Genomic DNA, 22,163 nt, shown 5'->3' on the forward strand with positions numbered 1-22,163 from the left:
TCCGATGGGCATCGCGCAGAAGAGTCCCGCTAAGCGAAGTAACAGTGCTGATTGGTTCTCAGAGAACGTCAACGCGCTGACCCGTCCGCAACTCTGTCAATCATGCCCTCCGCCTCCACATCTGAATGACGTTGTCCGCGGCCTCTGCCTCGACCACAGCCCGTTCCCGTGCCCGTTCCGCAGCCTGACGTGCTCGGACTTTCCCTGCCACGTCGAGCAGGTCCACATCTGCTCACCGGTCATTGAGACGCCGCGGGCGCCGGTGCGCCGGGTCCGGCCGCGGATCAGCGCGTAGTGGGTGCGGAACACGGACGCCCCGATCGCAGCCTGGGCATCGTGGAAGAACACCACGTTGGATACCGGTGCACTGCCGTCGTCGAGTGAGAGGAAGACGACGCGTTTGCCGCTTCGCATTGGGGGTGTGTGGGTGGCGCGGCGTACTGCGGCGACGAGGGCTTCGGTGCCGCCCGGCAGGTTGACGAGTTCTGAGGCGGGGGTGACTCCGAGTTCTTTGAAGAGGGGGTAGAACCGGGTCATCTGGTGCTGGCTGACGGCGAGGCCGAGGTCACGGAATTCCACGTCCGTTTGGGTGCGGCCGCGGAGGTCGAGGGCAGTGACCGACCGGTAGAAGTCAGGCAGCGGCAGGTCGATGTCGAAGGCGAGCTGGTCGGGGCAGAAGGGGAGGGCGCGGCTACCGAGGCCCTGGATGTGGGCAAGGAGGTCGCCGCGGCGGGCCCGGTCGTAACCGACAAGGCTGGGGTTCGCTTCGCCTTGCTCAATATTCACCAGTTGGCGGCGGCTGACGCCGGCTGCCGCATCGAAGTCATCCACCGTCCACTCACGTGCCAGGCGCCCCGGCGGATTCGCGAGCCGATCGTCGAGGCGAGGGCAAGTGTGTCCACAGTCAATCCAGGCCGATGTTGTCCCTGCAGGCCGATCCTGCCGGTGCAGGCCAGACCCTCAGGCACGGGTTGCATCGAGTGCGCGCTAGAATATGATGCACAAGTCATATTGGAAATAAGAAGGAGGCGATTGTGGCAGCTTCATCTACTCTCGTCCGCGCCGCTCGCCGGAGCAAACACCTCACTCAGGCGAGACTCGCAGAGCTAACCGGCATTGACCAGGCCAGCGTCTCCCATCATGAGCGTGGACGGGATGCTGCCTACAGTACGGTCGATCGGCTGCTCGCCGGCGCCGGACACCGCCTGTATGCCGCTCCCACGCGTCGTGATGACGCTGCCAGCTCCGCAGAGGCGATCAGAGAGCATCTTCGAGCGAAGGATAAGGACCGCGCCCTCCGGGCTTTGCTTCAGTTGAACGATAATCTCACCGCCGAACACGGACTCGTTCGAGGCATCCTTGGGCTGACAGAGCCGGAACCCACCGGCGATCATATGTGGGATGCCGCCATCGCGGCTCTCGTGGCATGGCGGCTCAATCAAGAGAACATCCCGCTGCCTGGATGGGTCAACAATCCCGATCGCGCACTGACCGAACCTATCGTGTTCCGGGTCGACCCGGCCGACCCCGCGCCCGAATGTGATGACGTGCCGAACGAGTTCGCCGAACGCGGCGTTTTTGCATGGGCAGATACCTTCGCGAGCGTCTGATGTCCGGCACCGCGCTGGACCGCAACGCGATCATCATCGGCCTCCGTGATCTCGTCGCCGAGCTTCGTAATTCGGGTGAGGTGGCCGGCATCCGGCTCGTGGGCGGTGCGGCACCTGCCCTGTGCTATTTCGATCGGGGGACCACGCAGGACCTGGATGTCCTTCACGTCCGCCCCGGCTCGGACGATTCCGTCGCTGCCGCCGCCGAACGAGTCGCACTGAAGCATGGGTGGGACGCGAAGTGGCTGAACTTCGAGGTCACGAAGGCCGACGCCGTCCCGACCCTCGGCCGCGTCGTCGAGTGGGAGACAATTGACGATGAGGACGGCATCGTTTGACTAAAGCTCTCGTTGACGTCGGCTTCGAGTCCGCCGGTGAAAGCCCAGACGGCCATCAGCACCGGTGGACCCGCGGCGATGCCACCATCGACGTCCTCATCGCAGAGCACGTCGGTGAGAAGGCCGCAGCACGACGAGGAGTCACAGGAGGCACCCCCCTGGAAGCCCGAGGATCCAACCAAGCAATCGACCGGGCTGAGCTGGTCACCGTCAACCATGATGAACGCCAGGCCCAGATCTGGCGGCCGAACCTTTTTGGGCTGACGCTGGGGCGTCGACCTGAGGATGCCTGATCGCACGCCATCAGAGCCTGCTGGGGCGGTTCTCAAGATGATGTTAGCGTCGAAGTCGCTGATACCGTCAGGAGTTCCAATGACCGACGCCCTACCCGTCACTTTCACTGCAGGCGATGCTGGCCAGTGGCGTATTGATCGCATCATCGCGGTGACCGGTGACGGGCTCCCCGCCGCCGCGCGTCTGCTGATTCGTGAAGGAGCGGCAGAGGATGAATCATGGTTGTCGGGGTCATCGGCCACGGACGCCCCGGGGTGGACCCTGCGCGGCACCGTTAGTCATCAGCGTTACACGACCGCTGCCGAACTGGCCGAGCTGACGGCGCGGTCACCGGCTCTGGGCCGACCCGGCGCGACCGTCGCCTCCTTTATCCCCATCACCAAGTCAAAGGAGTGGTGGGAACTGGCCCAAGACGAACGCCGGCAGATTTTCGAGGAAACCAGTCACCACATCCGACGTTCCATGAACTCGCTGCCAGCTGTGGCCCGGCGGCTCCATCACAGCCGTGATGGGGGTGGGCCGTTCGATTTTTTGACCTGGTTTGAGTACGCGCCCGAAAGTGTCGCGGATTTCGACGAGCTGCTCGATGAGTTGCGGAGCACCGAGGAATGGATCTTCGTCGAACGCGAGGTCGAGGTGCGCTTGTCGCTCGGTTCGCAGTGACGAGCGCCCCGACGCCGGTCAGTTAACCGCAGATGATGAGCAACGGGCGAGAATGTCCCTCCGGTTCTGGCCTTGGCGTGGTGTCCGGTGGCTGGGGCGTTGGTGGGTCGCTAGTTGCTCCGGGACGGTCCCCGTTCTGGAGCCGGCGGGGCTGCGGGCGGTGAGGCCACCCACCCGGACACAAAGTCACCGTCGTAGGGGGATTCCCAGCCGGGGTTCTTCGCTATGGGTATGTATGTCTCGGCGTGGGTGTTGAGCCAGTCGCCACCCCGCCCTCGGTTGTCGGCGATCTCGAGGGCCTACTCAAGCGCTCGGGAAGAGGGACGAATCTCAGCGTCGATATCGTCGGTGAGACCACGATCAGGGATGTATCGAAGGGACAATGCGGCGCCTCCAATGAAGTAGACACCGGTGCTCAAACCGTCGCCCTGCAGACGTTGGACAAGGTCCCGGAGGCCGTCGATCAGGTCGGCTCGGCCAAGACGGTTAGCACTCTGCGGCATTTTTAGACACTCGCCAGGACGGACTTGTCTAGTACTATATTGCGACGGGAGAACCCTGCCGGCACGTTCTCATCCCGAATCGTCCTCGTGTAAGTGCTGCCTGAAACATCCGTTGTTCCGGGGTGGGCGAGCAGCTCTTCGCTTTCCGAGCCGTCTGCGCTCACCATGAACGGCCGTAGCCGCGTGATGGCTGGGATGCCCGTTCCCCCACCCGCTTCGAACACCCGCAGGGGTGAACGTTGGCCTTTCCAGCAATCAAGAACCTCCATCGAAACGGGGGTGCGATACTACTGTTGCCGTATGTTCACGATCGAGCCGCTGCCCAGCCACCCCGCTCCGGATAACCCGTCGGGGAAGCTGATTCTCTTGCGCCATGGGGAGACGGAGTGGTCGAAGGATGGCAAACACACTGGGCTCACGGATATTCCGCTCACTGCCCGGGGAGAGGGACTTGCCCGCGGCGCGGGCAGGTTAGTGGCCGGTTACGATTTCTCCCTCGTGCTGACCTCGCCGCTGCAGCGTGCGCGACGCACCGCTGAGCTCGCTGGCCTTCATGCTGAGGTCGATCCGTTTCTCGTTGAGTGGGACTACGGCGGGTACGAGGGGCGTACGACGCGGGACATCCGCAGTGAACTCGGCTACAACTGGAGCGCATTCACCCACGGCGTGATTCGTGGTGAAACGCCTGGTGAGACGGTGGAGGAGGTCGCCGCCCGCGCGTCGCGGGTGCTCACGCGGGTGCTGCCTGCCATGGAGGAGGGAGATGTCGCCCTGATCGCGCACGGACATTTCCTGCGCATTCTCACCGCCGTGTACCTGAGGATGGCCCCTCGATTCGGTGCTCAAATCAGCCTGGATGCTGGATCAGTCTCCGTGCTGAGCTATTACCGAGAGCAGCCGGCCATCTTGTCGTGGAACTACGGAGCCGAACTGCCTTTGGTGCCCTCAGAGTCCTAAGTCGCGACCCAAAGTGCTGAAGGACTTGGGATCGCGGTGCCGACCGCGACGGTTCAAATGGTCATCATTTACTCATCACATTCATCTCGATTCGACCCAAATTGACAAAGTACAATTGCAGGCAGTGAACTGCCCGGTTCCCTGCAAACACAAGGGAATCCGCGAGTATTGCGGGATATTCGGCGAAGACAGAGTTAAGGCCTGAGCCTTCAAGGGGTCGCGGGTTCAAATTCTGTCAGTCCCACCAAAGGGCCATTTGCGAAACTCATTACGAAACGGTCCGGTCGAAACAAAAAGAAATCGCTCCTGAGGCTTCTCAGGAGCCATTTCTGGATTATGGGGTTCTCGCGTCCGTTTCCGGTCGCGATTCTTGAGTTGTGTGCGAGATCTGCGGCGACGGCCAGTCCGGGAAACCGGTGCTTCCCAGGGGTTTCGGAGTCGACGCGGACGGCGATATTGATTTCCCAGCCCCAGCGGAAGTTTGCGTTCCGGGCCTTCTTGATGGGTGTGGTTTTATCGACCTGCCCTTTGGGCGTCGACACCGCTGAGCAGCGAATGAATTTGCCCCTCGCGCTGGGTCCGATCCGAGTCAGTGTCCGCCGGACTATTGCTCGAGCGTCGTTAGTCCATGAGGTCGGGCGCGCGCCAGACTCCAGTGCGGCGGCATCCGTTGCCCTCGATTTGCACGGGTGGGATAGTGACCTCATGGTGTGGATGCGAGGGCTAGCCGGCGCGATGGCGATCGCCCTCGACGGCACGGGCGCCGGAGCGCCCTACGACTTCACGTGGGCGTTTGTCCTTCAACCTCGAACCGACGGGGCGACGCGGCTTGTCGTTCGCGAGCGGTACGCGTACCTCACCGACTGGGCCAAGGTACTCGTGGAGCCGATCGAGATGGTGAGCTTCCTCATGACCGAGCGGATGCTCCGGGGCATCCGGGACCGTGCGGAGCATTCTCCCTCGCGCACCTCCTTGCGGTCGCCGAACCATCGTTGAGCGATTCTTATTGAGATCCCTGTTCCTGGCGATACTCGGAAGGGGACGGGACGACCCCCTTGCTGATGAAGCCGGGAGAGAGTTAGAGGTCACTCGCTCCCGCTTCTGGCATCCGACCGCGTCGACGCGGTGGAGAACGGGTGGCCGCCTCGATGGGCAGTAACCCCGATCCGCTCGCCGAGAGTGGGGTGACCGAAGAGGCTCGCACCCAGGCCGCCCCGTCCAGATTCCGCCGTCGCGATGAGGACTCGCACATGTCGAGGGGTGCTCGGCCGGTAGCGGCGACGCTACTGTTTGTCGCTAGCCTGGGTCCGCGGTTCTGATCCGGTTCCTACGCCGTTCCTGAATGCCCACGCAGAACCCTGTCGGCATCCGCGATGGTGGCGCTGCATCGTCGTTAGGAAGTCACCGTGTTTTGCTGGAGAAATCGTTCGGGTCGAGGCCGGCGATTCGACGCGCATGCTCGTGGAGTGCTTCTTCGCTCACGGTGTGTCCAGCATCTGCGAATCGTTCACGCAGCGCGTCGAGGACTTGGGGCTCACTGTGGCCGGCGAGGTCAGCTTCCTCCTGTGCGAGAATCCCCGCCACCTTGTCCTCGTCCGATTTAGAATGCTGGTCTTGGATCGGTTCACTCTGTGTGCCGTCACCATTCATGCTGCTCCTCCGATCTCAAGGGTTCTGTTAGCAAGCCTAACGTTCAGAGTGAGACGCGGACAGGCTTTAGTGTGAAGCGGTCGACGTGGATCCGGATGTGCTGCGGGCGGCCGAGTTCGACTTCGCCGGCCCGAGCGTCGCCTTCGAACGCGTCGACGAAGCTGTGGCGGACCACCGCGCTGCGGAAGGGACGAAGTGGATGACCGGCCTCGGTCCCGACCTGGACAGGGTTTTAGCTGCCGGGCTCCTGGATGCCATCAGCGGATTCCTCAACGATTTCGGGGCGGCCGCGCCCCTGCCTGCGCTGATCTGGACGCTGGGGTTCGAATACGACGCGGTCTCGGTCAGGCCGAGCCGCTCCACGGCGCGGGCACGATGACCCACAGCACGACGGCTGGCTCGCCGCCCTCGACCTGCCAGGTGTGCGGCTCTCGACCGGGGAAAGTCAGTGCGTCGCCGGCGTGGACGGCCACGGTGCGACCGGCGAATCGCACGGTGAGTGATCCCGAGACGACGTGGAGCGCTTCGACGTCGCAGTTGATCGTGTACAGATCGGTCCCGCCGTGCGCGTCCGGCTCGAGTTCTGATCGCAGCAGCTGAACCCGCTCCTCGCCGCGCGGCGACATCAGTCGCTCGTCGGCGTGCACTCCGCCCAAGTTGATCCGCGGAGCGTCGGCGTACGCGACATGGTGAACGTCGGGCTCGGCGAAGAGCGCTCCGACGGGCAACGAGAGCACCTGACACAACTGGACAAGCGTTGCCACGCTCGGTGACGTCTCGTCGCGCTCGACCCGGCTGAGGAAGCCCTTGCTGAGGCCCGTCGTCTGAGCGACCTGGGCGAGTGACATGCCCTGAGCGGTGCGCGCGGAGCGCAGCTTGGCGCCGATGGGTGTCGCGGTGCCTTCGGCGGTGGGGTGGATGGCGCGCACAGTTCCTCCTCGAAGCTGCTCACACATTCGTCCTTGACGATCTGCACGGGACAGCGTACGGTAGCGCTGTAGTTGTCTATAGCGTACCGAAAGTTGTCAAATATGCAACCGTTCAGCAAAGATGCGACGGATGAGCCCCGCGGGCCGGTGGACGCGAGTGTCGTGCCCCGGTTTGCCGGAATCGCGACCTTTGCGCGACTCCCGCGGCTCGACGAGGTCGAGCGGGCAGACATCGCGATCGTCGGGATTCCCTTCGACAGCGGAGTGAGCTACCGACCCGGTGCTCGGTTCGGCCCCGCTCATGTGCGCGAGGCCTCGCGCCTACTGCGACCGTACAACCCTGCGCAGGACGTCTTCCCGTTCGACGCCCAGCAGGTCGCCGACGCCGGCGACATCGCCGCGAACCCGTTCGACATCGCTGCTGCCGTGGCCGAGATCGAGGCGGGCGCGCGCCAGCTCAGCGAGCACGCCGACCGACTAGTCGCCATCGGCGGAGACCACACGATCGCTCTGCCGCTGCTTCGCGTCGCGCACGCGCAGCACGGGCCCGTCGCGGTATTGCACTTCGATGCCCACCTCGACACGTGGGACACGTACTTCGGGGCGCCGATGACTCACGGGACCCCCTTCCGGCGGGCGTCCGAAGAAGGCCTCATCGACCTGACCGCGAGCATGCACGTTGGAATTCGCGGCCCCCTGTACTCGAAGGACGACCTCGAAGACGACGCCCGGCTCGGCTTTGCGATCGTCACGAGCGAATTCGTCGAAGAGCACGGGGTCGCGGCCGCCGTCGAACGCATCCGCGCCAGAGTCGGAGACGCGCCGCTCTACATCTCGATCGACATCGACGTACTCGACCCCGCCCACGCGCCGGGAACAGGAACTCCGGAGGCGGGCGGGCTCACGAGTCGAGAACTACTACGGATGCTGCGTGCCCTGGCCGACCTGCGCATCATCGGCGCCGACGTGGTCGAAGTCGCCCCCGCGTACGACCATGCCCAGCTGACCGCTGTCGCGGCCAGCCACATCGTCTACGAGCTGCTGAGCGCGATGTCGCCTGGGGTGACCCACCCCGACCGACAAAGCCCCAACCTGACGTAGAAGTCCCGAACCCGACCGACAAGCCCGACGCAGGAGACACCCATGACACTGCCCACCCCAACGGACGAAGAAGTCCGTGCCGCGGCATCCGCCATCGTCGAGGCGTTCGCCGCCACCGACGGCCCGCGCTACTTCTCACTCTTCGCACCTGACGCAACCTTCGTCTTCCACACCGAACCTGCGCGAATCGAGGACCGGGCTGCCTACGAAGCCATGTGGGAGGAATGGGTGGGCGGCGGCTGGAGCGTGCAATCCTGCGCATCGAGCGCGGCCGCGGTGCAGGCGTTTCCCGGCGGAGCCGTCTTCACCCACTCCGTCAGCACGAGCGTGAGCACCGCGGACGGACCCATGTCTTACCGGGAGCGCGAAACGATCGTCTTCCGGTCTGATTCTGCCGGTCTCATCGCCATCCACGAACACCTGTCACCCCAGCCCTGACCAGTCCCTATTCATCGAGGAGCCCAAAGATGTCGCTCTACACCCGTCTCGACCGCCGACTGGACACCAACTCAGATGACGCGGGCCCGGTTCGCGGAACCTACTCGCTCGGCCGCGTACTCATGATCTGGCTGGCCGCGAACCTTGTGGTCACCACCCTTCTGACCGGCACGCTCTTCGTGCCGGATGTGCCGTTCGGCCTCGTCATCGCTCTGATCGTGGGCGGAACGATCGTCGGAGCAGCAGTGCTCGTGACGGTCGGTGCGATCGGAACGCGCACCGGCCTGCCGACGATGGCAATCACGCGCGGACCGTTCGGGACGCGCGGGAGCCTGCTGCCGGTGGCCGCCAACGTGGTCATCCTCATGGGCTGGAGCTGGGTGCAGGCGATGCTCGCCGGGATCGCCCTCAACTACATCGTCGCGTCGATGACCGGGTTCTCGAACCCCGTCATCTTCGCGGTGCTCTGCCAGACGATCGTCGTGATCCTTGCGATCTTCGGCCACGCCGGAGTCGCTCGGGTGGAACCGTGGTTCGCCGCGGTCATCCTCGCGATCGCCGCCTACATCTTCGTCGTAGCGTTCTCTACGTTCCCGCCGGCAGAGTTCGCGGCCATCCCGGCGACGCTAGAGCCGTTCTACTCCCCGGGACTGGCGTTCGATGTCGTGGTCGCGACCGCCATATCGTGGACGGTGCTCTCGGCCGACTTCAACCGCTTCGCATCGACGACCCGCGCGGGCGTGGTCGGCTCGGGAATCGGTTACACCCTGTCGACGGTGATCTCGATGACGCTCGGCGCGAGCGCGATCGGCTACGTCGTCCTGCGGGGCGGCGACGCGATGGCGTTCGACCCTGTGACGATCATCGAACCCTTCGGCGCCCTGTTCGCGGTCGCGATCTTCCTATCCGTGATGGCGACGAACACGATGGTCGTCTACGGCATGGTCACAAGCGTGGTCAACGCGCTCCCCGGCCGCCGGGTGAAGTTCCTGCCCACCGCGATCGTCCTCGGGCTCATCTCGATCATCGGTTCGACCTTCTTCGGTCTGCTGGCCCAGTTCACGACCTTCTTGGTCACGATCGGTGCCCTGTTCGCACCGATCTTCGCGATCATGATCGTCGACTACTACATCGTCGCACGCGGCAGCTACAGCGCCGACATCCTGAAGGCTCAAGGCGGTCGCTACTGGTACACCGGCGGCATCAATTGGCTCGCTGTCGCGTCGTGGGTGGTCGGTGCGGTGTCCGCCTACGTGTGGGCGTACGTGTGGCCGCTTCCGTTCGGTGCGACCGTTCCCGCATTCCTTCTGACCTTCGCCGTGTACTTGGCCTTCTCGCTCGCGCGCCGCAGCAGGACGCCTTTCGAGCCCAGCCAGCACCTCGCCGATGCCGACACCTCTCGCTGACGGCCCTGGAGCGCCGCCGCGCGCGGCACTCCGGGACCTCAGTCACCCGATCACCGACGGGATGCCGGTGTATCCCGGCGACCCGGCGGTCCACGTCGAAGTCGCGCTGGTCCTCGACCGCGACGGGGTGGCCGTGACAGGGCTGCGAATGGGGTCTCATACCGGGACGCACATAGATGCGCCGTCCCATACCGTCCCCGGTGGCCGGACAATGGCCGATGTGGCCCTCGACGAGCTCCTCGGCGATGCGCTGGTGGTGCGGGTGCGAGCGCTCGCCGAGGGCGAGGTATACGGGTGGGACCGGCTGAATGCGGAGCATCCGCTACCGGATCGATTGCCCCCGATCGTCGTGATCGACACGGGCTGGGCGCGGTGGTTCGGCGACGCACGCGCAGTGCGGCATCCGGCCCTCGATGCCGGTGCCGCGAGCGAACTCGTCGCTCGCGGGATGCGGATCCTCGCGGTCGACACGCTGAGTCCCGACCCGACCGGCACGTCGTCGGCCGCCTTTCCCGTGCACGAGGTCGTGCTGGGCCGCGGCGGGCTGATCGTCGAGAACCTCTGCGGCCTGGATGACCTGCCGTCACAGGTGCGGATCGGCTTCTTCCCCCTGCGACTCGGCGGCGACGGGGCGCCGGTGCGCGCGGTCGCCTTCGTCTGAGGCCGAGCAGCGAATGAATTCGCGCCTCGCGCTGGGTCAGATCGGGAGTCAGTGGTCCGCCGGTCTCATCCGATGGAAGGTGTTTGGCCTTGTCCGGCCGAACGTTACTGACTAGGAGGAACGGAGTCGCTGAGAAGGGCTACTTCGAGACCGTCGAGAATCAGTTCGAGACCGAAGTCAAATTCGTTGCCGAAGGCGTATCCGGGTTGCAGGATCAGCGATACTGCCATCGCGGCGAGGTTCTTAAAGGAGTCGGCCATGGCTTCCTGCTGCGCCATAATGGCTTCGGTCGCGTCGCCGATGTCGCCGGACGGGTCGAGCGGCAGCGAGGCCTCCTGCTGGGCGAAGCCCAGCACGTAACTGTCCAGGATCGACATGGCGTGGCCCGTCATGGCCATCGAGAAGCCCGCAGCCGTTAAGCAGCCGATGACCGAATCGAGGTGACCGAGGGTCGCCGGTCCAGGGGATGTGCGGGCCTTCATGCTGATGGCCCAGGGATGCAGTGCCAGGACACTGCGCGTCGACCCCGCCCGCTTCCGCATGGCCGCCCGCCACTCGTCCCCAGCACTCGGCGTCGCGAATTCGGAGTGCACGATGTCGAGCATCCCGTCGAGAAGATCTTCCTTGTCCTTCAAATGGTAGTAGAGCGACATGGCCGTTATGTCGAGTGCGGCGGCCAGCTTGCGCATGCTGAGCAACTCGATCCCGGCGGCATCGGCCAGCGCCATGGCGACCCTGATTGCTCGCTCACGGGTGACCGGTGTTCTATCTTCAAGCTTCGCCATAGACATCACCATACGCCGTATGGTACTTTCGCACTGTTCACCATACACCGTAAGGTGCGACGACTGGAGATGAGAAACGTATGAGTAATACACGCACAATTGCCCGCACCGTCGGCGCGCTGATGCTTGCCGCCTTTTTCCTTTACGGCACTGGAAGCTCTATCGCGACGACCGCTTCCCCCGGCGGCCTCCTCACCGCAGGAGTGGTGCTCATGGTGTTGAACTCGGTGGCCGTGATCGCGATCGGAGCTGTCATGCTTCCTGTCCTTTGGCCACACGCTCCCGGAATCGCGGCCAGCTACCTCGCCACCCGGATCTTCGAGGGTGGGTTTTTGGCGGTCGGCGCGGTCGCGCTACTCGCAGGCATGGGCGGCACCAACTTCCTTGCATACAACATTGCGATGGCGGGCCTTGGCGTCGGTAGCCTGCTGTTCTGCATTGCGCTCTACCGCTCACGCCTCGTGCCACGGTTCCTGGCCGTGTGGGGATTTATTGGCTACGCGTTATTCGCGGGCGGGTGCTTTCTCGAACTCGCCGGCGTAGTGGGTGCCAGCCTCGTTTTCACCGTTCCGGGTGGCCTGTTCGAGCTGTTCTTCGCCATTTGGCTCATTGTGCGGGGCTTTGGCACGACCGCAGCCGTAACGGCTCGGGCATGACCGTCTCCTGTCCCACAAAAGGCCAGCCGTGATTGGGCACCGCTCCGGCCCGGCCACCGGTCGCGTCACCGCCGCCCGGCTGTGCGCAGCGCCGAAAGACGTTACCGGTAAGCGGTACCCTGCAGCCGAACTAGGAGGCACATCTTGAAGGCAATAGTTCAGCGGGACTACGGCGATGTAGAAGTGCTCAAAGTGGAAGACATCGACCATCCGGTCGTTGGTCAAAACGACGTTCTCGTCCGCGTGGTAGCCGCGAGCCTCAACCATGCCGACTGGATTCACATGTCGGGCACACCGCTTGTCGCGCGATTGGCCTTCGGCACTCGAAGACCGAAAGCGATGACGCGGGGCAAGGATGTCGCGGGCGTCGTCGAGTCGGTCGGCACCAACGTCACGGCCTTCCGCCAGGGCGACGAGGTCTACGAGAGCTCAGTTCAGGAACCTTTGCGGAGTACGTCGCCGCACCCGCCTCCCTTCTGGCGCGAAAGCCGGTCAATTTGACCTTCGAGCAAGCCGCCGCGGTGCCTCTGTCCGGGATGACAGCTTTGGTCGGCTTGCGCGATGCCGGTTCGGTGACGCCCGGTCAGCGGGTGCTGGTCAATGGGGCATCCGGGGGAGTGGGGACTTTCGCTGTGCAGATCGCGAAGGCGCTCGGCGCCGAGGTCACCGCCGTGAGCAGCGCCGCCAACGCTGCGCTCGTGCAATCACTCGGTGCCGACCACGTCGTATATTACGGCCGCGACGACTTCACCCGTGGAACCGCTCGGCACAACGTCATCTTCGATCTGATCGGGAACCACACGCTGACCGAATTGCGCAGCGCACTCATTTCCAAGGGAGTCCTCGTGCTCTCCAGTGGCACAGGCGGACGCGTGGTCGGGCCTACGGGGCGCATCCTCAAAGCCGTTGCCATATCGCCATTCATTGGCCAAAAACTCAAACCATTCACCCAGAATGGCAGCACGAAAACGCTGAACGAGCGACGCGACCTGATTGAGGCCGGGCGGGTGACCCCCGTAATCGATCGCATCTATGGGCTTGCCGAGGTGCCCGCTGCCATGCGGTACTTCGTCGACGAGCACGCCCGTGGAAAGGTCGCGATAAGCGTCTGATCTCGGAAGCGGATGGACCCGACCTCATTTAGCCGTTGGACCGGAGGGCTTCGATGAGCAGCGCGGTGAGCCCCCCCATCGGTCGCGAGCCAGGTGCGCCACGCATCCCACTGAGCGGGCGTCAGCAGCCCAAGGAACCAATCGACCATTGCGAGTAACCATACTCAGCCAATATGCAAACGTGGTGCTGGCCGTTGCCCCTCACCATGTGCTCGTCAACCTCACTAGTGCCATCGCTTTGTAGCTGTCATCGGAGTGGCCAGGGACCCACTCAGGCTTCGAGCTAGAGCGGCGGTCGGAAGTCGGTTCGCGTCTGCGAGTGCCGGCGGAGCGCGGCGAGCTGTTCGGCACGCTTGGGGAGCACGACGTTGGTCGCGTTCGTGCCCGTCACCACGACGGTCTGCTCGCCCAGCGCCAGGGTGATCTCGTCCGCGAGGCGCCGGCCCATTCGCGGTGCCAACTTCAGCAGCCGGTTGCCAAGTCGGGTAGGGCCAGCGGCCTTCATCTTCGCTGGCGTTGGGTAGCGCTGCAGCAGATCCAGCACCGCCGGATGGTCCAGGTGCGGGCCCAGGACCCGCTCCAACGCAGGGTGGATCTGGGCGAGCAGGCCCCGGATACGGTTGCTCGTGGCCGTGATCTGGCCGACGACATCGTCGTCGAAACCGCAAAGCATCGAGAGCTCAGCGACCTGCTCATCGGCCAGCTGCAGCGACCGCAAAGCGTGCGGGAGGCTCCTCGCGGCTTGGGCGATGATCGCGGCATCGCGGGCGTCGGTCTTGGCTTCGCCCGCGTGCAGGTCCGCGACGCGCCTCATTGCCAGCCCCGGCAGGTAGCCCACGAGCACGTCTGAACCGCGGCATCCGGGCAATTCAGGCGACTGAAAAGTCCCCCTGCTTCGCCCGCAAGCCCAACCGCCAACGGGAGGGTTCATAGCGACCGGTGCGTCCGGTGGCGACATCGGTCGAGCCATCTCGTCCCTCGGGCCCGCGGCTGGACCGGCGACGCGGCCGACTGCCATACTGGGCGCGGCGGGGAGGGGACCTGATGCCACGACTGACGACATCCGTTCTGGGGAGCATCGCTCTGGTGCTAGTGCTGGTGGCCTGCTCGCCCCCGACAACCCAGACTCCACCGCTCGACACGGCCGTTCACACTGATGCGTCGGCCCCGCCCGACGGCGCGGTCGACGTCGTCATCCCCGACGGTGTCATCGGCACGGCCGAGCTCACGTCGGCCTCGGGGGACGACACCGTCTCCGGAACCGTCGTCGTCACGGCCGCAGGCGGCGGGTTCGACGTCGCACTGAAAGACTTCCACTCGGACGTTCCCGGAGGCTTGCAACTGTTCTTCAGTCCCTGGTCGGAGACCACGACTTGCCTGGCCGACATGTACAACTTCTCCTTCGGCAACCTATCCACGGACGCCGATCAGCCCGGGCTGAGTTTGGGAGACAGAGACTACTCCCGGGGCAACCCCAGCTACTTCCTGACTGCCGTCATCACGGAGACCGACCCGAGCACGACCGATCCTGACGGCTGCGTGCTCACTCCCCGGGCGGTCGGCACGATCACCTGGGACGTGCCGGACACCCGGCCCGGGCTGCTCGCCGTTGACACCGGTTCCCGGTTCGGCGCCGGCGGCGCCACCGCCACAACCGATGGTGCCCCCATCTCCTACCGGGCGGTCGCTGGCGACACGCTCAACGACATCGCCGACCGCTTCGGCATCACGGTCGACGATCTCGGCTTCCTCAACCCACTGACTAGCCGCCAGCTCCGGGCCGGTGACGATTTGAACCTCCAGGTGGCACTGCGTGGCGGCGCCTCGGTCCCGCCGCCTTGGGCCTGAACGCCGCTTCAGGGCATGAACCGCCGCCCAGGGATAGTGGCCGTGTAGAAACCTCCTCCGAGCGCGTGTGTTCTTGTTCTAATGCGGCACGGTGAGGCTGAGCCAGCGTTCTTCGATGGCGTAGCCGAGGTGTTCGTTCATACGGATGCTGCCGGCGTTGACTTGAGCACCACCCGTGCCGAAGATCCTGACGCCGTCGTGGGCCAACGCCGTGATCGATGCGGCCTTGACGGCAACGGCGAGCCCTCGTCGGCGGTAAGTGCGGTGGACGGAAGTGAATTCGGTTTCCGCGCGCGCGGCAGTCAGGCTCATTACGCTGACGGCCACGAGTTGTCCGTCATGGATGGCGCCAAAGAGACGGCAGCCGAATGTCCACAGGTCGAGCACGTCGGACTCGTCGCGGTGGGGCACGGATGTCGCTGGCGTGTACGGGTAGTCGGCGTGGTTCATGGCTTCGAGTGCTGTGACCTGAGGCGCCCAGCTGGCATCGAGTTCCTCGATCCGGAATCCTTGGCCTGTTGCCGCGACGACGGCGGCGTTCAGGACCTTCAGGTTGGGTGGATCGCTCAGGCGCAGGCGGGCACCCCACGATTCGCCGACAACGAAGTACCCCGCCTCGGTTAGACGCTTCAAGCGTGGATCGTTGACTTGGACTACCTGAATATCCGCGTTCACGGGGCCTTCAGGCTTGCGATCATGTCGAGAAGTCGGTCGCGGTCGCGGCGGTACAGTGCGGCATGCTCCAGGAAATCATTGCGGCCCGTGTCGGCGGCACGTTGATCCGTGAACACGGCCAGATCCTCCATGCGGTGCGCTGCCGCCCGAAGAACGGCAGCCTGGTCGAACTCATGGCCGTAGGAGCGAATGAGCGCATCGAGCCGGCCGAGGCGAGCATCCCAGTCCGGAGCGTCAGGGTCTGCGTACTCGCCGAGCGGGACGAGTCGATATGCGAGGTACGCGAGGTCCCAAATCCGTGGCCCGGGGGAGGCCATGTCAACGTCGATGAGACCGGTGATGTGCCCGTCTTGGAAGACCATGTTGTACGGTGCGACGTCGTTCAGGCACACCACCTCGATTGGTTCGTGTGCAGGCAACTGCCATTCAGCGGCCGCGTGCGCGAGGGGTGCGCTCGCGTCATGTACCCGTCGGAGCAAGGACCCAGCCTCGTGCAGGATCGTCGACGACCAGATCCAGCTGGGCAACGGGTAGTTGCCGACGATTCCCGGAAGGTAGGAGAGCACTTCGCGGCCCTGCTCGTCCATGCCGAAGGGCTCAGGTACTGCCGTCACTCCCGCCGCGCGGAGTGTGCTCAGAAGTTGATGTACCGCGGGAGTCCAAGGACCGGCGGGGCGGTGAACGGTATCGCCCACCCGCACGACCATGCTCGAGTTTCCACCGGCCAGAACCTCTTCATCCATCCCACCAACCTAAAGGCTGCAAGCGGAACCTCAGGGCGAAATGTCGTGCACCCGGGTCAGACGGAGCCTCGCCAGTTCGTGACCGCGGCCCGGTTGGCGTCGTTGAGTCCCGGGGATTCGAGGAGTGTGACCAGGTCGAGGCCGAGAAGTGCGGAGCGAAATGCGCCCTCTATTGTCGTGCCGTGAGTTGTCGTGGGAGGCTACCGAGATCGCGTGCGTTCACCAAACCTTCGATCCGAAGAGCCCGGCCCTCATGTTTCGCCTCGTTGACCATGGGCTCAGCTTAGGAGCGAGAGGGCGCTCGAGTACCAGTTATCGCGCAACAATCATTGCGCAATAACTGTTGTTCTTATAGGGTCAGCGGTATGTCCCCCCGCGACGCTTCACGCACCACGCTCAGCTCGGCTGCCTCCATGCGGGTCCTCGCGCATCCGACCCGGTTGCGTCTACTCGGTCTGCTTCGCGAACGCGGCCCGTTGACTGCCGCGCAGCTCGGCGACGTCGTCGATGAGGCTCCTGGTACCATCAGCTACCATCTCGGCAAGCTTGCCTCCATCGCCCTGATCGAGCCCGCCGAGGCTCAGAGCACCGACCACCGCGAACGTTGGTGGAAGGCCACGACCCTACTGACCAGTTGGGAGCCCGCCGATCTGCTCGACGACCCCGATAAGCTCGCGGCGTCTTCTGTTCTGCAGAAGTCGATTGCTCAGGCCTACGCCGCCCGGTTTACGGACTACATCGACGCGACACCTGCCCTGCCTCGTGAGTGGGTCGCGGCAGGCGCGAGCGGGGATCGCAGCCTGCGTCTAACGGTCGAGGAGCTGGGCACCATGCGTGCCGAGCTCGAAGCCCTGGTCACCCGGTGGGTCGACGCGAGCGCTGCTCACGACCCGGCGACGGCCGATGGCGCCGAGCCTGTGGTGCTCGTCTACCAGGCCTATCGCCGTCCCTGAGTCAGACCGCCGATGAGCAAGAACATGAAGGAGGCGCTGCCTCGCGACCGCCGCGCAACCGGCGCCCTCTCGGCCCTGCTGGCTGCCCACGCGATCTCGCAAACGGGCAACGTGATCACAGCGTTCGCCATCCCCTTCTACGTCCTCGGCCTCGGCGGGTCGGGCGTCGAGGTGGGAATCGCGGCATTCTTCGCTACCGCCCCGGTTGTGGTCGGCGGGGCGCTCGGCGGGGTTGTCGTGGACCGGGTGGGTCACCGCCGAGCGGCGATCGTTGCGGACCTCGTGAGCGGTGCCACCGTGCTGGCCATGCCGGTACTGGCGCTGACCGTCGGGCTGCCATTCTGGGCCCTTCTCATCCTGGTATTCGCGGGCGGACTACTCGACACCCCGGGACAGACCGCCCGCCGCGTCATGCTGCCCGGGCTGACGGTAAGGGCCGGCGTGCGGATCGAGCAGAGTGTCGGGCTTCTCGACGGCTCTGAGCGCTTCGCCAAGCTGATCGGCGCCTCGATCGCCGGCCTGCTCGTCGCGCTCCTGGGGCCGATCGCAGCCCTCTTCGTCAACGCGGCAACGTTCGCGGTCTCAGCACTGCTGACCTGGGCGTTCGTGGCAGCCGTCCCTGCCACCGTCAGGCTGAGCGGCGACAGCGTTGACACTCCCCATACCTCGTATTGGGCCGACCTGGCTGAAGGCTTTCGCTTCGTCATCCACGACCCGCTGATGCGTTTGGTCGTCGGCCTCGTGCTGGTCACGAACCTGCTCGACGCCGCCCGCGGCTCGACCCTGATGCCCCTCTACGCGAACGATCGTCTGGGAGGCGCGGCCGCTCTGGGTTTGCTGGTGGCGGTCATGGGCGGTTGCGCTCTGGTGGGCAACGTGGCCTTCGGATTCGTCGCTCACCGGGTGCCCCGCCGCGTGACCCTGGCGGTTTGCTTCGCCGTGGCTGGCGGCCCGTCGAGCGCTGCCTTCGCTATCGGTGCGCCGCTGCCCGTGCTCGTCGCGATGACCGTGCTCTCGGGCCTGGCGGCTGGGGCGATTAATCCGATTCTCGGCGCGGTGGAGCTTGAACGCGTTCCTGAACACATGCGCGGCCGGGTGTTCGGCTTGATCAACGCCGGTGCGTGGGCGGGGGTGCCGTTCGGCGCCCTGCTCGGCGGCATCGCCGCCGACACGATCGGACTGTCGCTCGCCTTCGGAATCGTCGCGGTCGTCTACACGCTCGTCACGCTGAGTCCACTGACCGGAGGAGCTTGGCGGCACATGGAGCGGCGCCCGGCCGTGATGCCCGCGAAGTGAACGCCCCGAACGCTCGCCAGTCCATGCCTGGTAACCTGTGCCCCGAGATGGAAAGCGCGTCCACTGGTTCTGGGGCGTTGCTGGCATCGTCACTCTCTCCTCAATTGGCAGCATCTCCAGTGCCGCCGAGACGCTGCTGGTGTAAATGACCAATTTGTAGATCGCCAATCCGCGGCGGGCAACAATGGTTGGACGCGGCAGCTGTACCAGCACTCATCTCCCGCGTCTAAGGAAGAATATTCATGGCTTCTCGAACCCCCAGGCTCTCTCTGGTCGTACTTATCGTGTTGGCCCTCAGTGGGTGTTCGGCTGGTGTTGGCGCCAGCGATACAGCGTCGGCTACAGGGGGAGCGATCGAGTTGGCAGTATCGGAGACGTGCGCTGATGGGGCGGACCCGCAATGCGTTCAGGTCAATGGCGAGAATGTTGTTCTCCCATCCGCACTTGAGCGAGCTGGAGTGAAGGATGCCACCATCGCCGAAGGTGAGGGGCAGAACGCGGTTGACGTGACGTTCACCGAAGACGGGGCGATCGTCTTTAACGCCCTCACGGTGAAGGCTGTCCAAGCCGGAGATTCGGCGCGCCTGATTATCAAGATCGGCGGCGAGATACAGGCTGCCGCCGTGGTGATGGAAGCCTTGGAGGATGATCATGTGCAGATCAGCATCGCTCCAGACGACAACGCTCAAAGAATCGTAGACCTGATTCACAAAGGCTGAGAAGCGTCGGCGCTCTGGCTCCGACTGGTGTCGATCCGTTCACCCACGAAATCCACAGTTGTGCCGGCGGCGACAGTATGAGAACTACCGCCCTTGTTCCGGAACCGGGGGCGAGACCCGGTATGCTTCGATGAGCATCATCCAATTGGTAGGCTAGAACGCATTCCAAGTGGAGTGCGTCCACCCCATGCCCCCGGCCAAGTCTCGCCGGTCGCATCGTGGGAGCCGCCGCGGCAAACGTGACGACGTGCGTCAAGCGTATTTTGACGCGACCCACTGCCCGTAGTGGCCCGCCTCCTGTTCGGGATCCTCAGCTGGGCGAGCATGACCTGCCATTAGTGCCTGTTTTGCGCGCCGAAAAGCCGTGTGAACCTGCGACAAGTAGGAGGAACATGCCATGAAGATCCCCGCCATGAAACGAAGAGATTTTCTCAAGGTTGGCGGTGGTGTGGTCGCTGGCGCGGCCGTTGGCATCACCGGCACGAACGTTGGCAACAATCTAGGAGCCGGTGGGGAACTCGCGGCTGTGGCCTCAAGCCGGGGACTGACCGGTGCCGAGGCCCGTGCGGCTCTGACGTCGGTGGTGCCACCCGGCAAGTATGATCCGTTCTTCATGTTCGCGTCCGGCGGGCACTCCGGTCAGATCTCGATCATCGGCATCCCTTCGATGCGGCTGCTAAAGATCATTCCCGTGTTCTCTCGCGATTCATTCTCTGGATATGGCTTTGGTACGGACGTTGACGGCGTCATCCCGCGGGGGTCCGATCCGACCAAGAGCAATCTGCTGAGCTGGGGCGACACCCACCATCCCGCCCTCTCGGAAACCGAAGGCCGGTATGACGGCCGCTGGCTGTACGTCAACGACCGTGCCAACGGGCGGATCGGTATGGTTGACCTCGCCGACTACAAGACGAAGCAGATCTACGACATCCCCAACATCGGCAGCGCTCACGGCGGAGTGTTCGTCACGCCCGATTCCGAGTACGCCCATGTGTCGTCCATCACTCCCCGGCCGATTACCGATAACGGATATGCGCCGCTCGAAAGCTACGCGGACCTCTATCGAGGCTTCTCGAGCTGGTGTGCGATCGACCAGACGACGGGCCACCTGGTGCCCGAAAAAAGCTTTCAGATCGAGCTCCCACCCTATAATCAGGATCTCGCGGACATGGGCAAGCTGGCCAGCGCGGGCTACGGGTTCCTGAATTCGTTCAACGCCGAGCTCTCGGTCGGCATGTCTCACAAGAACCCGCCGATTGAAATCGGGGCGGCCAAGAACAAATACGACTACCTCCACGTCATTGACTGGAAGAAAGCCGAAAAGGTCGTCGCGGCAGGCAAGATCATTATGCGGAACGGCATCCGCGTGATCCCGTTGCAAGTGGCCATCAGTGAGGGCATCCTGCACTTCATTCCTGAGCCGAAGAATCCGCATGGAGTTGAGGTCTCTCCCGACGGAAACTACATCGTGATCGCGGGCAAGCTCGACCCGGCCGTGACGGTGTACTCGATCACGATGATCAAGAAGGCCATCGAGGACAAGAACTTCGAGGGCACGGACCGCTACGGCGTTCCGATCATCCCGATCACGGCCGTCACTGCGGCGCATATCGAACTCGGTGCCGGGCCGCTCCATACGCAGTACGACGGCAAAGGCAACGCGTACACGAGCCTCTTCATTGACAGTGCGATCATCAAGTGGACCCTGGGTCCCGATGCCGGTGTGACTGAAAAGCCGTTTACCGTTCTTGAGAAGATCCCCGTGCACTACAACATTGGCCACCTCGCGATCCCCGGCGGAGACACCGTAGCGCCGGTCGGGACGTACATGGTCGCCCTCAACAAGTGGTCGCTCGATCAGGTGCAGAAACTTGGTCCGCAGCATCCGGTGAACTTGGAGCTTTTCGACATTAATCACACGCCGCCACGCGTGCTGAGCAGTTTGCCCCTCGGCGGATCCGAGCCGCACTATGCGCAGATTATCAGCGTCGACCGGCTCAACCCGCTCACGGTCTACCCTCCGGGTACCAGCCCGGAGACCATGGCTAAATCGGAGTTCGCGACCGCCTCCGGGCAGGAGCGAATCGTGCGCGCGGACGGCTTCGTCGATGTCTACGCGACTGTCATGCGCAGCCACTTCACTCCGGAGCAGATCCCGGTCACTGTCGGTGAGAAGCTGCGCATCCACCTGACCAACATCGAGACAGCGGAAAACGCCACACACACATTCGCAGTGCCCAATCACAACCTTCAGGCCACGCTCGACCCGGGGGAGACCGTGAGCGTGGAGTTCACCGCCGACCGGGTGGGATCGTTCGCCTTCTACTGCGCTCAGTTCTGCTCTGCCATGCACATGGAAATGTACGGGTGGCTGCTTGTAGCACCGGCGGGTGCCTGATGAGGCCGGCATCCTCGCGACGCGCGGGCCTTGCATCGTTGTTCTTGACCGTGGTCCTGCTGGCGACGGCATGCAGCACCGGCGGGGCTCAGCCTGACCGGTCGGCGACGTCCTCGTCCAGCTCGTCCACCGCGGTGCTTGCCGTGGTCGGCAAGGAGTTCTCCTTTACGCCGGCCGCCCTCACTGCGGTCGCGGGCGAAACGACGATCCGCTTCACGAACAAGGGAACGACAGGGCATGACCTCTTGATCGATGAGTTGCATGTGCATCTCATGGCTGATGCCGGTGAAACCGTCGAGGCAGACGTCACCCTCGCACCGGGCACATACGCGGTGTACTGCTCGATACCCGGGCATCGGTCAGGCGGAATGGAAGGAACGCTGACGGTCTCATGACGGCAAAAACCGAAGGTTTCGCCCGCTTTTTCC

The 22,163-nt window shown here is 64.2% G+C and carries 26 protein-coding genes and 1 pseudogene; 20 read left to right on the forward strand and 7 right to left on the reverse strand.

The genetic code is table 11. The features are described 5' to 3' along the window. Positions 1 to 96: 96 nt before the first annotated feature. The gene (locus E3T34_RS01160) at positions 97 to 831 is read right to left on the reverse strand and encodes a hypothetical protein (protein ID WP_134341893.1); all 735 of its coding nucleotides are present in this window, start codon (positions 829 to 831) and stop codon (positions 97 to 99) included. Between the two features lie 203 nt (positions 832 to 1,034). On the opposite strand from E3T34_RS01160, the gene E3T34_RS01165 reads away from it, so the two are divergent. From E3T34_RS01165 to E3T34_RS01190, 6 genes are all read left to right on the forward strand, one after another. Next, on the forward strand, positions 1,035 to 1,610 hold the full coding sequence (locus tag E3T34_RS01165) for a helix-turn-helix domain-containing protein (protein ID WP_198412244.1): 576 nt from the start codon (positions 1,035 to 1,037) through the stop codon (positions 1,608 to 1,610). Beyond that, entirely contained in the window at positions 1,583 to 1,948 is a 366-nt protein-coding gene (locus E3T34_RS01170) for a hypothetical protein (protein WP_134341895.1), read from the forward strand. Before E3T34_RS01165 ends, E3T34_RS01170 begins: the two co-directional genes overlap by 28 nt. Further along, positions 1,945 to 2,241, forward strand: coding sequence for a hypothetical protein (locus E3T34_RS01175; protein ID WP_134341896.1), 297 nt, complete (start codon positions 1,945 to 1,947; stop codon positions 2,239 to 2,241). The genes E3T34_RS01170 and E3T34_RS01175 overlap by 4 nt, the downstream gene beginning before the upstream one ends. A 79-nt stretch (positions 2,242 to 2,320) precedes the next feature. After that, positions 2,321 to 2,905 (forward strand): chlorite dismutase family protein, encoded by a 585-nt coding sequence (locus E3T34_RS01180; protein WP_104100427.1) that lies wholly within the window; start codon positions 2,321 to 2,323, stop codon positions 2,903 to 2,905. 803 nt (positions 2,906 to 3,708) lie between these two features. Further along, on the forward strand, positions 3,709 to 4,365 hold the full coding sequence (locus E3T34_RS01185) for a histidine phosphatase family protein (protein WP_134341897.1): 657 nt from the start codon (positions 3,709 to 3,711) through the stop codon (positions 4,363 to 4,365). 705 nt (positions 4,366 to 5,070) lie between these two features. Then, the gene (locus E3T34_RS01190; protein WP_174721920.1) at positions 5,071 to 5,361 is read left to right on the forward strand and encodes a hypothetical protein; all 291 of its coding nucleotides are present in this window, start codon (positions 5,071 to 5,073) and stop codon (positions 5,359 to 5,361) included. 405 nt (positions 5,362 to 5,766) lie between these two features. Here E3T34_RS01190 and E3T34_RS01195 read toward each other — a convergent pair whose 3' ends face one another. Further along, on the reverse strand, positions 5,767 to 6,015 hold the full coding sequence (locus E3T34_RS01195) for a hypothetical protein (protein WP_134341898.1): 249 nt from the start codon (positions 6,013 to 6,015) through the stop codon (positions 5,767 to 5,769). Between the two features lie 85 nt (positions 6,016 to 6,100). Here E3T34_RS01195 and E3T34_RS01200 point away from each other — a divergent pair, with 85 nt between their 5' ends. Then, entirely contained in the window at positions 6,101 to 6,394 is a 294-nt protein-coding gene (locus tag E3T34_RS01200) for a hypothetical protein (RefSeq protein ID WP_134341899.1), read from the forward strand. Here E3T34_RS01200 and E3T34_RS01205 read toward each other — a convergent pair. Beyond that, the gene (locus E3T34_RS01205; RefSeq protein ID WP_104100433.1) at positions 6,360 to 6,944 is read right to left on the reverse strand and encodes an XRE family transcriptional regulator; all 585 of its coding nucleotides are present in this window, start codon (positions 6,942 to 6,944) and stop codon (positions 6,360 to 6,362) included. The two genes, E3T34_RS01200 and E3T34_RS01205, sit on opposite strands and share 35 nt — an antisense overlap. A 102-nt stretch (positions 6,945 to 7,046) precedes the next feature. On the opposite strand from E3T34_RS01205, the gene speB reads away from it, so the two are divergent. Genes speB through E3T34_RS01225 form a run of 4 tightly spaced genes read left to right on the forward strand, consistent with a single transcriptional unit; the run spans position 7,047 to position 10,550 of the window. Beyond that, positions 7,047 to 8,045 (forward strand): agmatinase, encoded by a 999-nt coding sequence (gene speB, locus E3T34_RS01210; protein ID WP_134341900.1) that lies wholly within the window; start codon positions 7,047 to 7,049, stop codon positions 8,043 to 8,045. A gap of 42 nt (positions 8,046 to 8,087) precedes the next feature. Next, the gene (locus E3T34_RS01215) at positions 8,088 to 8,483 is read left to right on the forward strand and encodes a nuclear transport factor 2 family protein (RefSeq protein WP_104100435.1); all 396 of its coding nucleotides are present in this window, start codon (positions 8,088 to 8,090) and stop codon (positions 8,481 to 8,483) included. Between the two features lie 29 nt (positions 8,484 to 8,512). Further along, entirely contained in the window at positions 8,513 to 9,889 is a 1,377-nt protein-coding gene (locus E3T34_RS01220; protein WP_104100436.1) for a cytosine permease, read from the forward strand. Then, positions 9,870 to 10,550, forward strand: a complete 681-nt coding sequence (locus E3T34_RS01225) for a cyclase family protein (RefSeq protein WP_134341901.1) — start codon at positions 9,870 to 9,872, stop codon at positions 10,548 to 10,550. The genes E3T34_RS01220 and E3T34_RS01225 overlap by 20 nt, the downstream gene beginning before the upstream one ends. A gap of 104 nt (positions 10,551 to 10,654) precedes the next feature. Here the strand turns inward: E3T34_RS01225 and E3T34_RS01230 are convergent, their stop codons facing one another. After that, complete coding sequence (locus E3T34_RS01230) at positions 10,655 to 11,278, reverse strand: TetR/AcrR family transcriptional regulator (RefSeq protein WP_198412249.1); 624 nt, start codon at positions 11,276 to 11,278, stop codon at positions 10,655 to 10,657. A gap of 137 nt (positions 11,279 to 11,415) precedes the next feature. On the opposite strand from E3T34_RS01230, the gene E3T34_RS01235 reads away from it, so the two are divergent. The 3 genes from E3T34_RS01235 to E3T34_RS16100 all read left to right on the forward strand — a co-directional run bounded on the left by E3T34_RS01235 (position 11,416) and on the right by E3T34_RS16100 (position 13,103). Beyond that, positions 11,416 to 11,991, forward strand: a complete 576-nt coding sequence (locus E3T34_RS01235; protein ID WP_104100439.1) for a DUF4386 domain-containing protein — start codon at positions 11,416 to 11,418, stop codon at positions 11,989 to 11,991. Positions 11,992 to 12,135: 144 nt separating this feature from the next. Continuing rightward, complete coding sequence (locus E3T34_RS16095) at positions 12,136 to 12,492, forward strand: alcohol dehydrogenase catalytic domain-containing protein (RefSeq protein ID WP_198412245.1); 357 nt, start codon at positions 12,136 to 12,138, stop codon at positions 12,490 to 12,492. Between the two features lie 131 nt (positions 12,493 to 12,623). Further along, on the forward strand, positions 12,624 to 13,103 hold the full coding sequence (locus E3T34_RS16100) for a zinc-binding dehydrogenase (RefSeq protein ID WP_198412246.1): 480 nt from the start codon (positions 12,624 to 12,626) through the stop codon (positions 13,101 to 13,103). A gap of 322 nt (positions 13,104 to 13,425) precedes the next feature. Here E3T34_RS16100 and E3T34_RS01245 read toward each other — a convergent pair. Beyond that, a pseudogene (locus E3T34_RS01245) lies at positions 13,426 to 13,959 on the reverse strand (transposase); the annotation flags it as partial. Positions 13,960 to 14,147: 188 nt separating this feature from the next. Between E3T34_RS01245 and E3T34_RS01250 the strand changes: the two are divergent. Further along, positions 14,148 to 14,951: a LysM domain-containing protein gene (locus E3T34_RS01250; protein ID WP_134341902.1), complete on the forward strand. Its 804-nt coding sequence runs from the start codon at positions 14,148 to 14,150 to the stop codon at positions 14,949 to 14,951. A 78-nt stretch (positions 14,952 to 15,029) separates the two neighbouring features. On the opposite strand, the gene E3T34_RS01255 is transcribed toward E3T34_RS01250, so the two are convergent. After that, positions 15,030 to 15,584 (reverse strand): GNAT family N-acetyltransferase, encoded by a 555-nt coding sequence (locus tag E3T34_RS01255; RefSeq protein ID WP_134341903.1) that lies wholly within the window; start codon positions 15,582 to 15,584, stop codon positions 15,030 to 15,032. Between the two features lie 38 nt (positions 15,585 to 15,622). Further along, on the reverse strand, positions 15,623 to 16,369 hold the full coding sequence (locus tag E3T34_RS01260) for a phosphotransferase (RefSeq protein ID WP_134341904.1): 747 nt from the start codon (positions 16,367 to 16,369) through the stop codon (positions 15,623 to 15,625). Between the two features lie 365 nt (positions 16,370 to 16,734). Between E3T34_RS01260 and E3T34_RS01265 the strand changes: the two genes are divergently transcribed. From E3T34_RS01265 to E3T34_RS01285, 5 genes are all read left to right on the forward strand, one after another. After that, on the forward strand, positions 16,735 to 17,322 hold the full coding sequence (locus E3T34_RS01265; RefSeq protein ID WP_134341905.1) for a helix-turn-helix domain-containing protein: 588 nt from the start codon (positions 16,735 to 16,737) through the stop codon (positions 17,320 to 17,322). Positions 17,323 to 17,334: 12 nt separating this feature from the next. Beyond that, complete coding sequence (locus E3T34_RS01270) at positions 17,335 to 18,618, forward strand: MFS transporter (RefSeq protein WP_134341906.1); 1,284 nt, start codon at positions 17,335 to 17,337, stop codon at positions 18,616 to 18,618. Positions 18,619 to 19,076: 458 nt separating this feature from the next. Further along, positions 19,077 to 19,337, forward strand: a complete 261-nt coding sequence (locus E3T34_RS01275) for a hypothetical protein (RefSeq protein WP_104100445.1) — start codon at positions 19,077 to 19,079, stop codon at positions 19,335 to 19,337. A 397-nt stretch (positions 19,338 to 19,734) separates the two neighbouring features. Then, positions 19,735 to 21,735, forward strand: a complete 2,001-nt coding sequence (nosZ, locus tag E3T34_RS01280) for a Sec-dependent nitrous-oxide reductase (protein ID WP_134341907.1) — start codon at positions 19,735 to 19,737, stop codon at positions 21,733 to 21,735. 50 nt (positions 21,736 to 21,785) lie between these two features. Then, positions 21,786 to 22,130 (forward strand): cupredoxin domain-containing protein, encoded by a 345-nt coding sequence (locus tag E3T34_RS01285; RefSeq protein ID WP_233191351.1) that lies wholly within the window; start codon positions 21,786 to 21,788, stop codon positions 22,128 to 22,130. Positions 22,131 to 22,163 lie beyond the last annotated feature (33 nt).

The organism is Cryobacterium sp. TMT1-62 (assembly GCF_004403145.1).
Classification (GTDB): domain Bacteria; phylum Actinomycetota; class Actinomycetes; order Actinomycetales; family Microbacteriaceae; genus Cryobacterium; species Cryobacterium sandaracinum.

What these genes read in the sequence shown, in the direction of transcription:
- E3T34_RS01170 (WP_134341895.1), top strand. Translation starts at nt 1,583, where the DNA reads ATGGGCAGATACCTTCGCGAGCGTCTGATGTCCGGCACCGCGCTGGAC.
- E3T34_RS01180 (WP_104100427.1), top strand. Translation starts at nt 2,321, where the DNA reads ATGACCGACGCCCTACCCGTCACTTTCACTGCAGGCGATGCTGGCCAG.
- E3T34_RS01185 (WP_134341897.1), top strand. Translation starts at nt 3,709, where the DNA reads ATGTTCACGATCGAGCCGCTGCCCAGCCACCCCGCTCCGGATAACCCG.
- E3T34_RS01190 (WP_174721920.1), top strand. Translation starts at nt 5,071, where the DNA reads ATGGTGTGGATGCGAGGGCTAGCCGGCGCGATGGCGATCGCCCTCGAC.
- E3T34_RS01195 (WP_134341898.1), bottom strand. Translation starts at nt 6,015, where the DNA reads ATGAATGGTGACGGCACACAGAGTGAACCGATCCAAGACCAGCATTCT.
- speB (WP_134341900.1), top strand. Translation starts at nt 7,047, where the DNA reads ATGCAACCGTTCAGCAAAGATGCGACGGATGAGCCCCGCGGGCCGGTG.
- E3T34_RS01215 (WP_104100435.1), top strand. Translation starts at nt 8,088, where the DNA reads ATGACACTGCCCACCCCAACGGACGAAGAAGTCCGTGCCGCGGCATCC.
- E3T34_RS01220 (WP_104100436.1), top strand. Translation starts at nt 8,513, where the DNA reads ATGTCGCTCTACACCCGTCTCGACCGCCGACTGGACACCAACTCAGAT.
- E3T34_RS01225 (WP_134341901.1), top strand. Translation starts at nt 9,870, where the DNA reads ATGCCGACACCTCTCGCTGACGGCCCTGGAGCGCCGCCGCGCGCGGCA.
- E3T34_RS01230 (WP_198412249.1), bottom strand. Translation starts at nt 11,278, where the DNA reads ATGGCGCTGGCCGATGCCGCCGGGATCGAGTTGCTCAGCATGCGCAAG.
- E3T34_RS01235 (WP_104100439.1), top strand. Translation starts at nt 11,416, where the DNA reads ATGAGTAATACACGCACAATTGCCCGCACCGTCGGCGCGCTGATGCTT.
- E3T34_RS01250 (WP_134341902.1), top strand. Translation starts at nt 14,148, where the DNA reads ATGCCACGACTGACGACATCCGTTCTGGGGAGCATCGCTCTGGTGCTA.
- E3T34_RS01260 (WP_134341904.1), bottom strand. Translation starts at nt 16,369, where the DNA reads ATGGATGAAGAGGTTCTGGCCGGTGGAAACTCGAGCATGGTCGTGCGG.
- E3T34_RS01265 (WP_134341905.1), top strand. Translation starts at nt 16,735, where the DNA reads ATGTCCCCCCGCGACGCTTCACGCACCACGCTCAGCTCGGCTGCCTCC.
- E3T34_RS01270 (WP_134341906.1), top strand. Translation starts at nt 17,335, where the DNA reads ATGAGCAAGAACATGAAGGAGGCGCTGCCTCGCGACCGCCGCGCAACC.
- nosZ (WP_134341907.1), top strand. Translation starts at nt 19,735, where the DNA reads ATGAAGATCCCCGCCATGAAACGAAGAGATTTTCTCAAGGTTGGCGGT.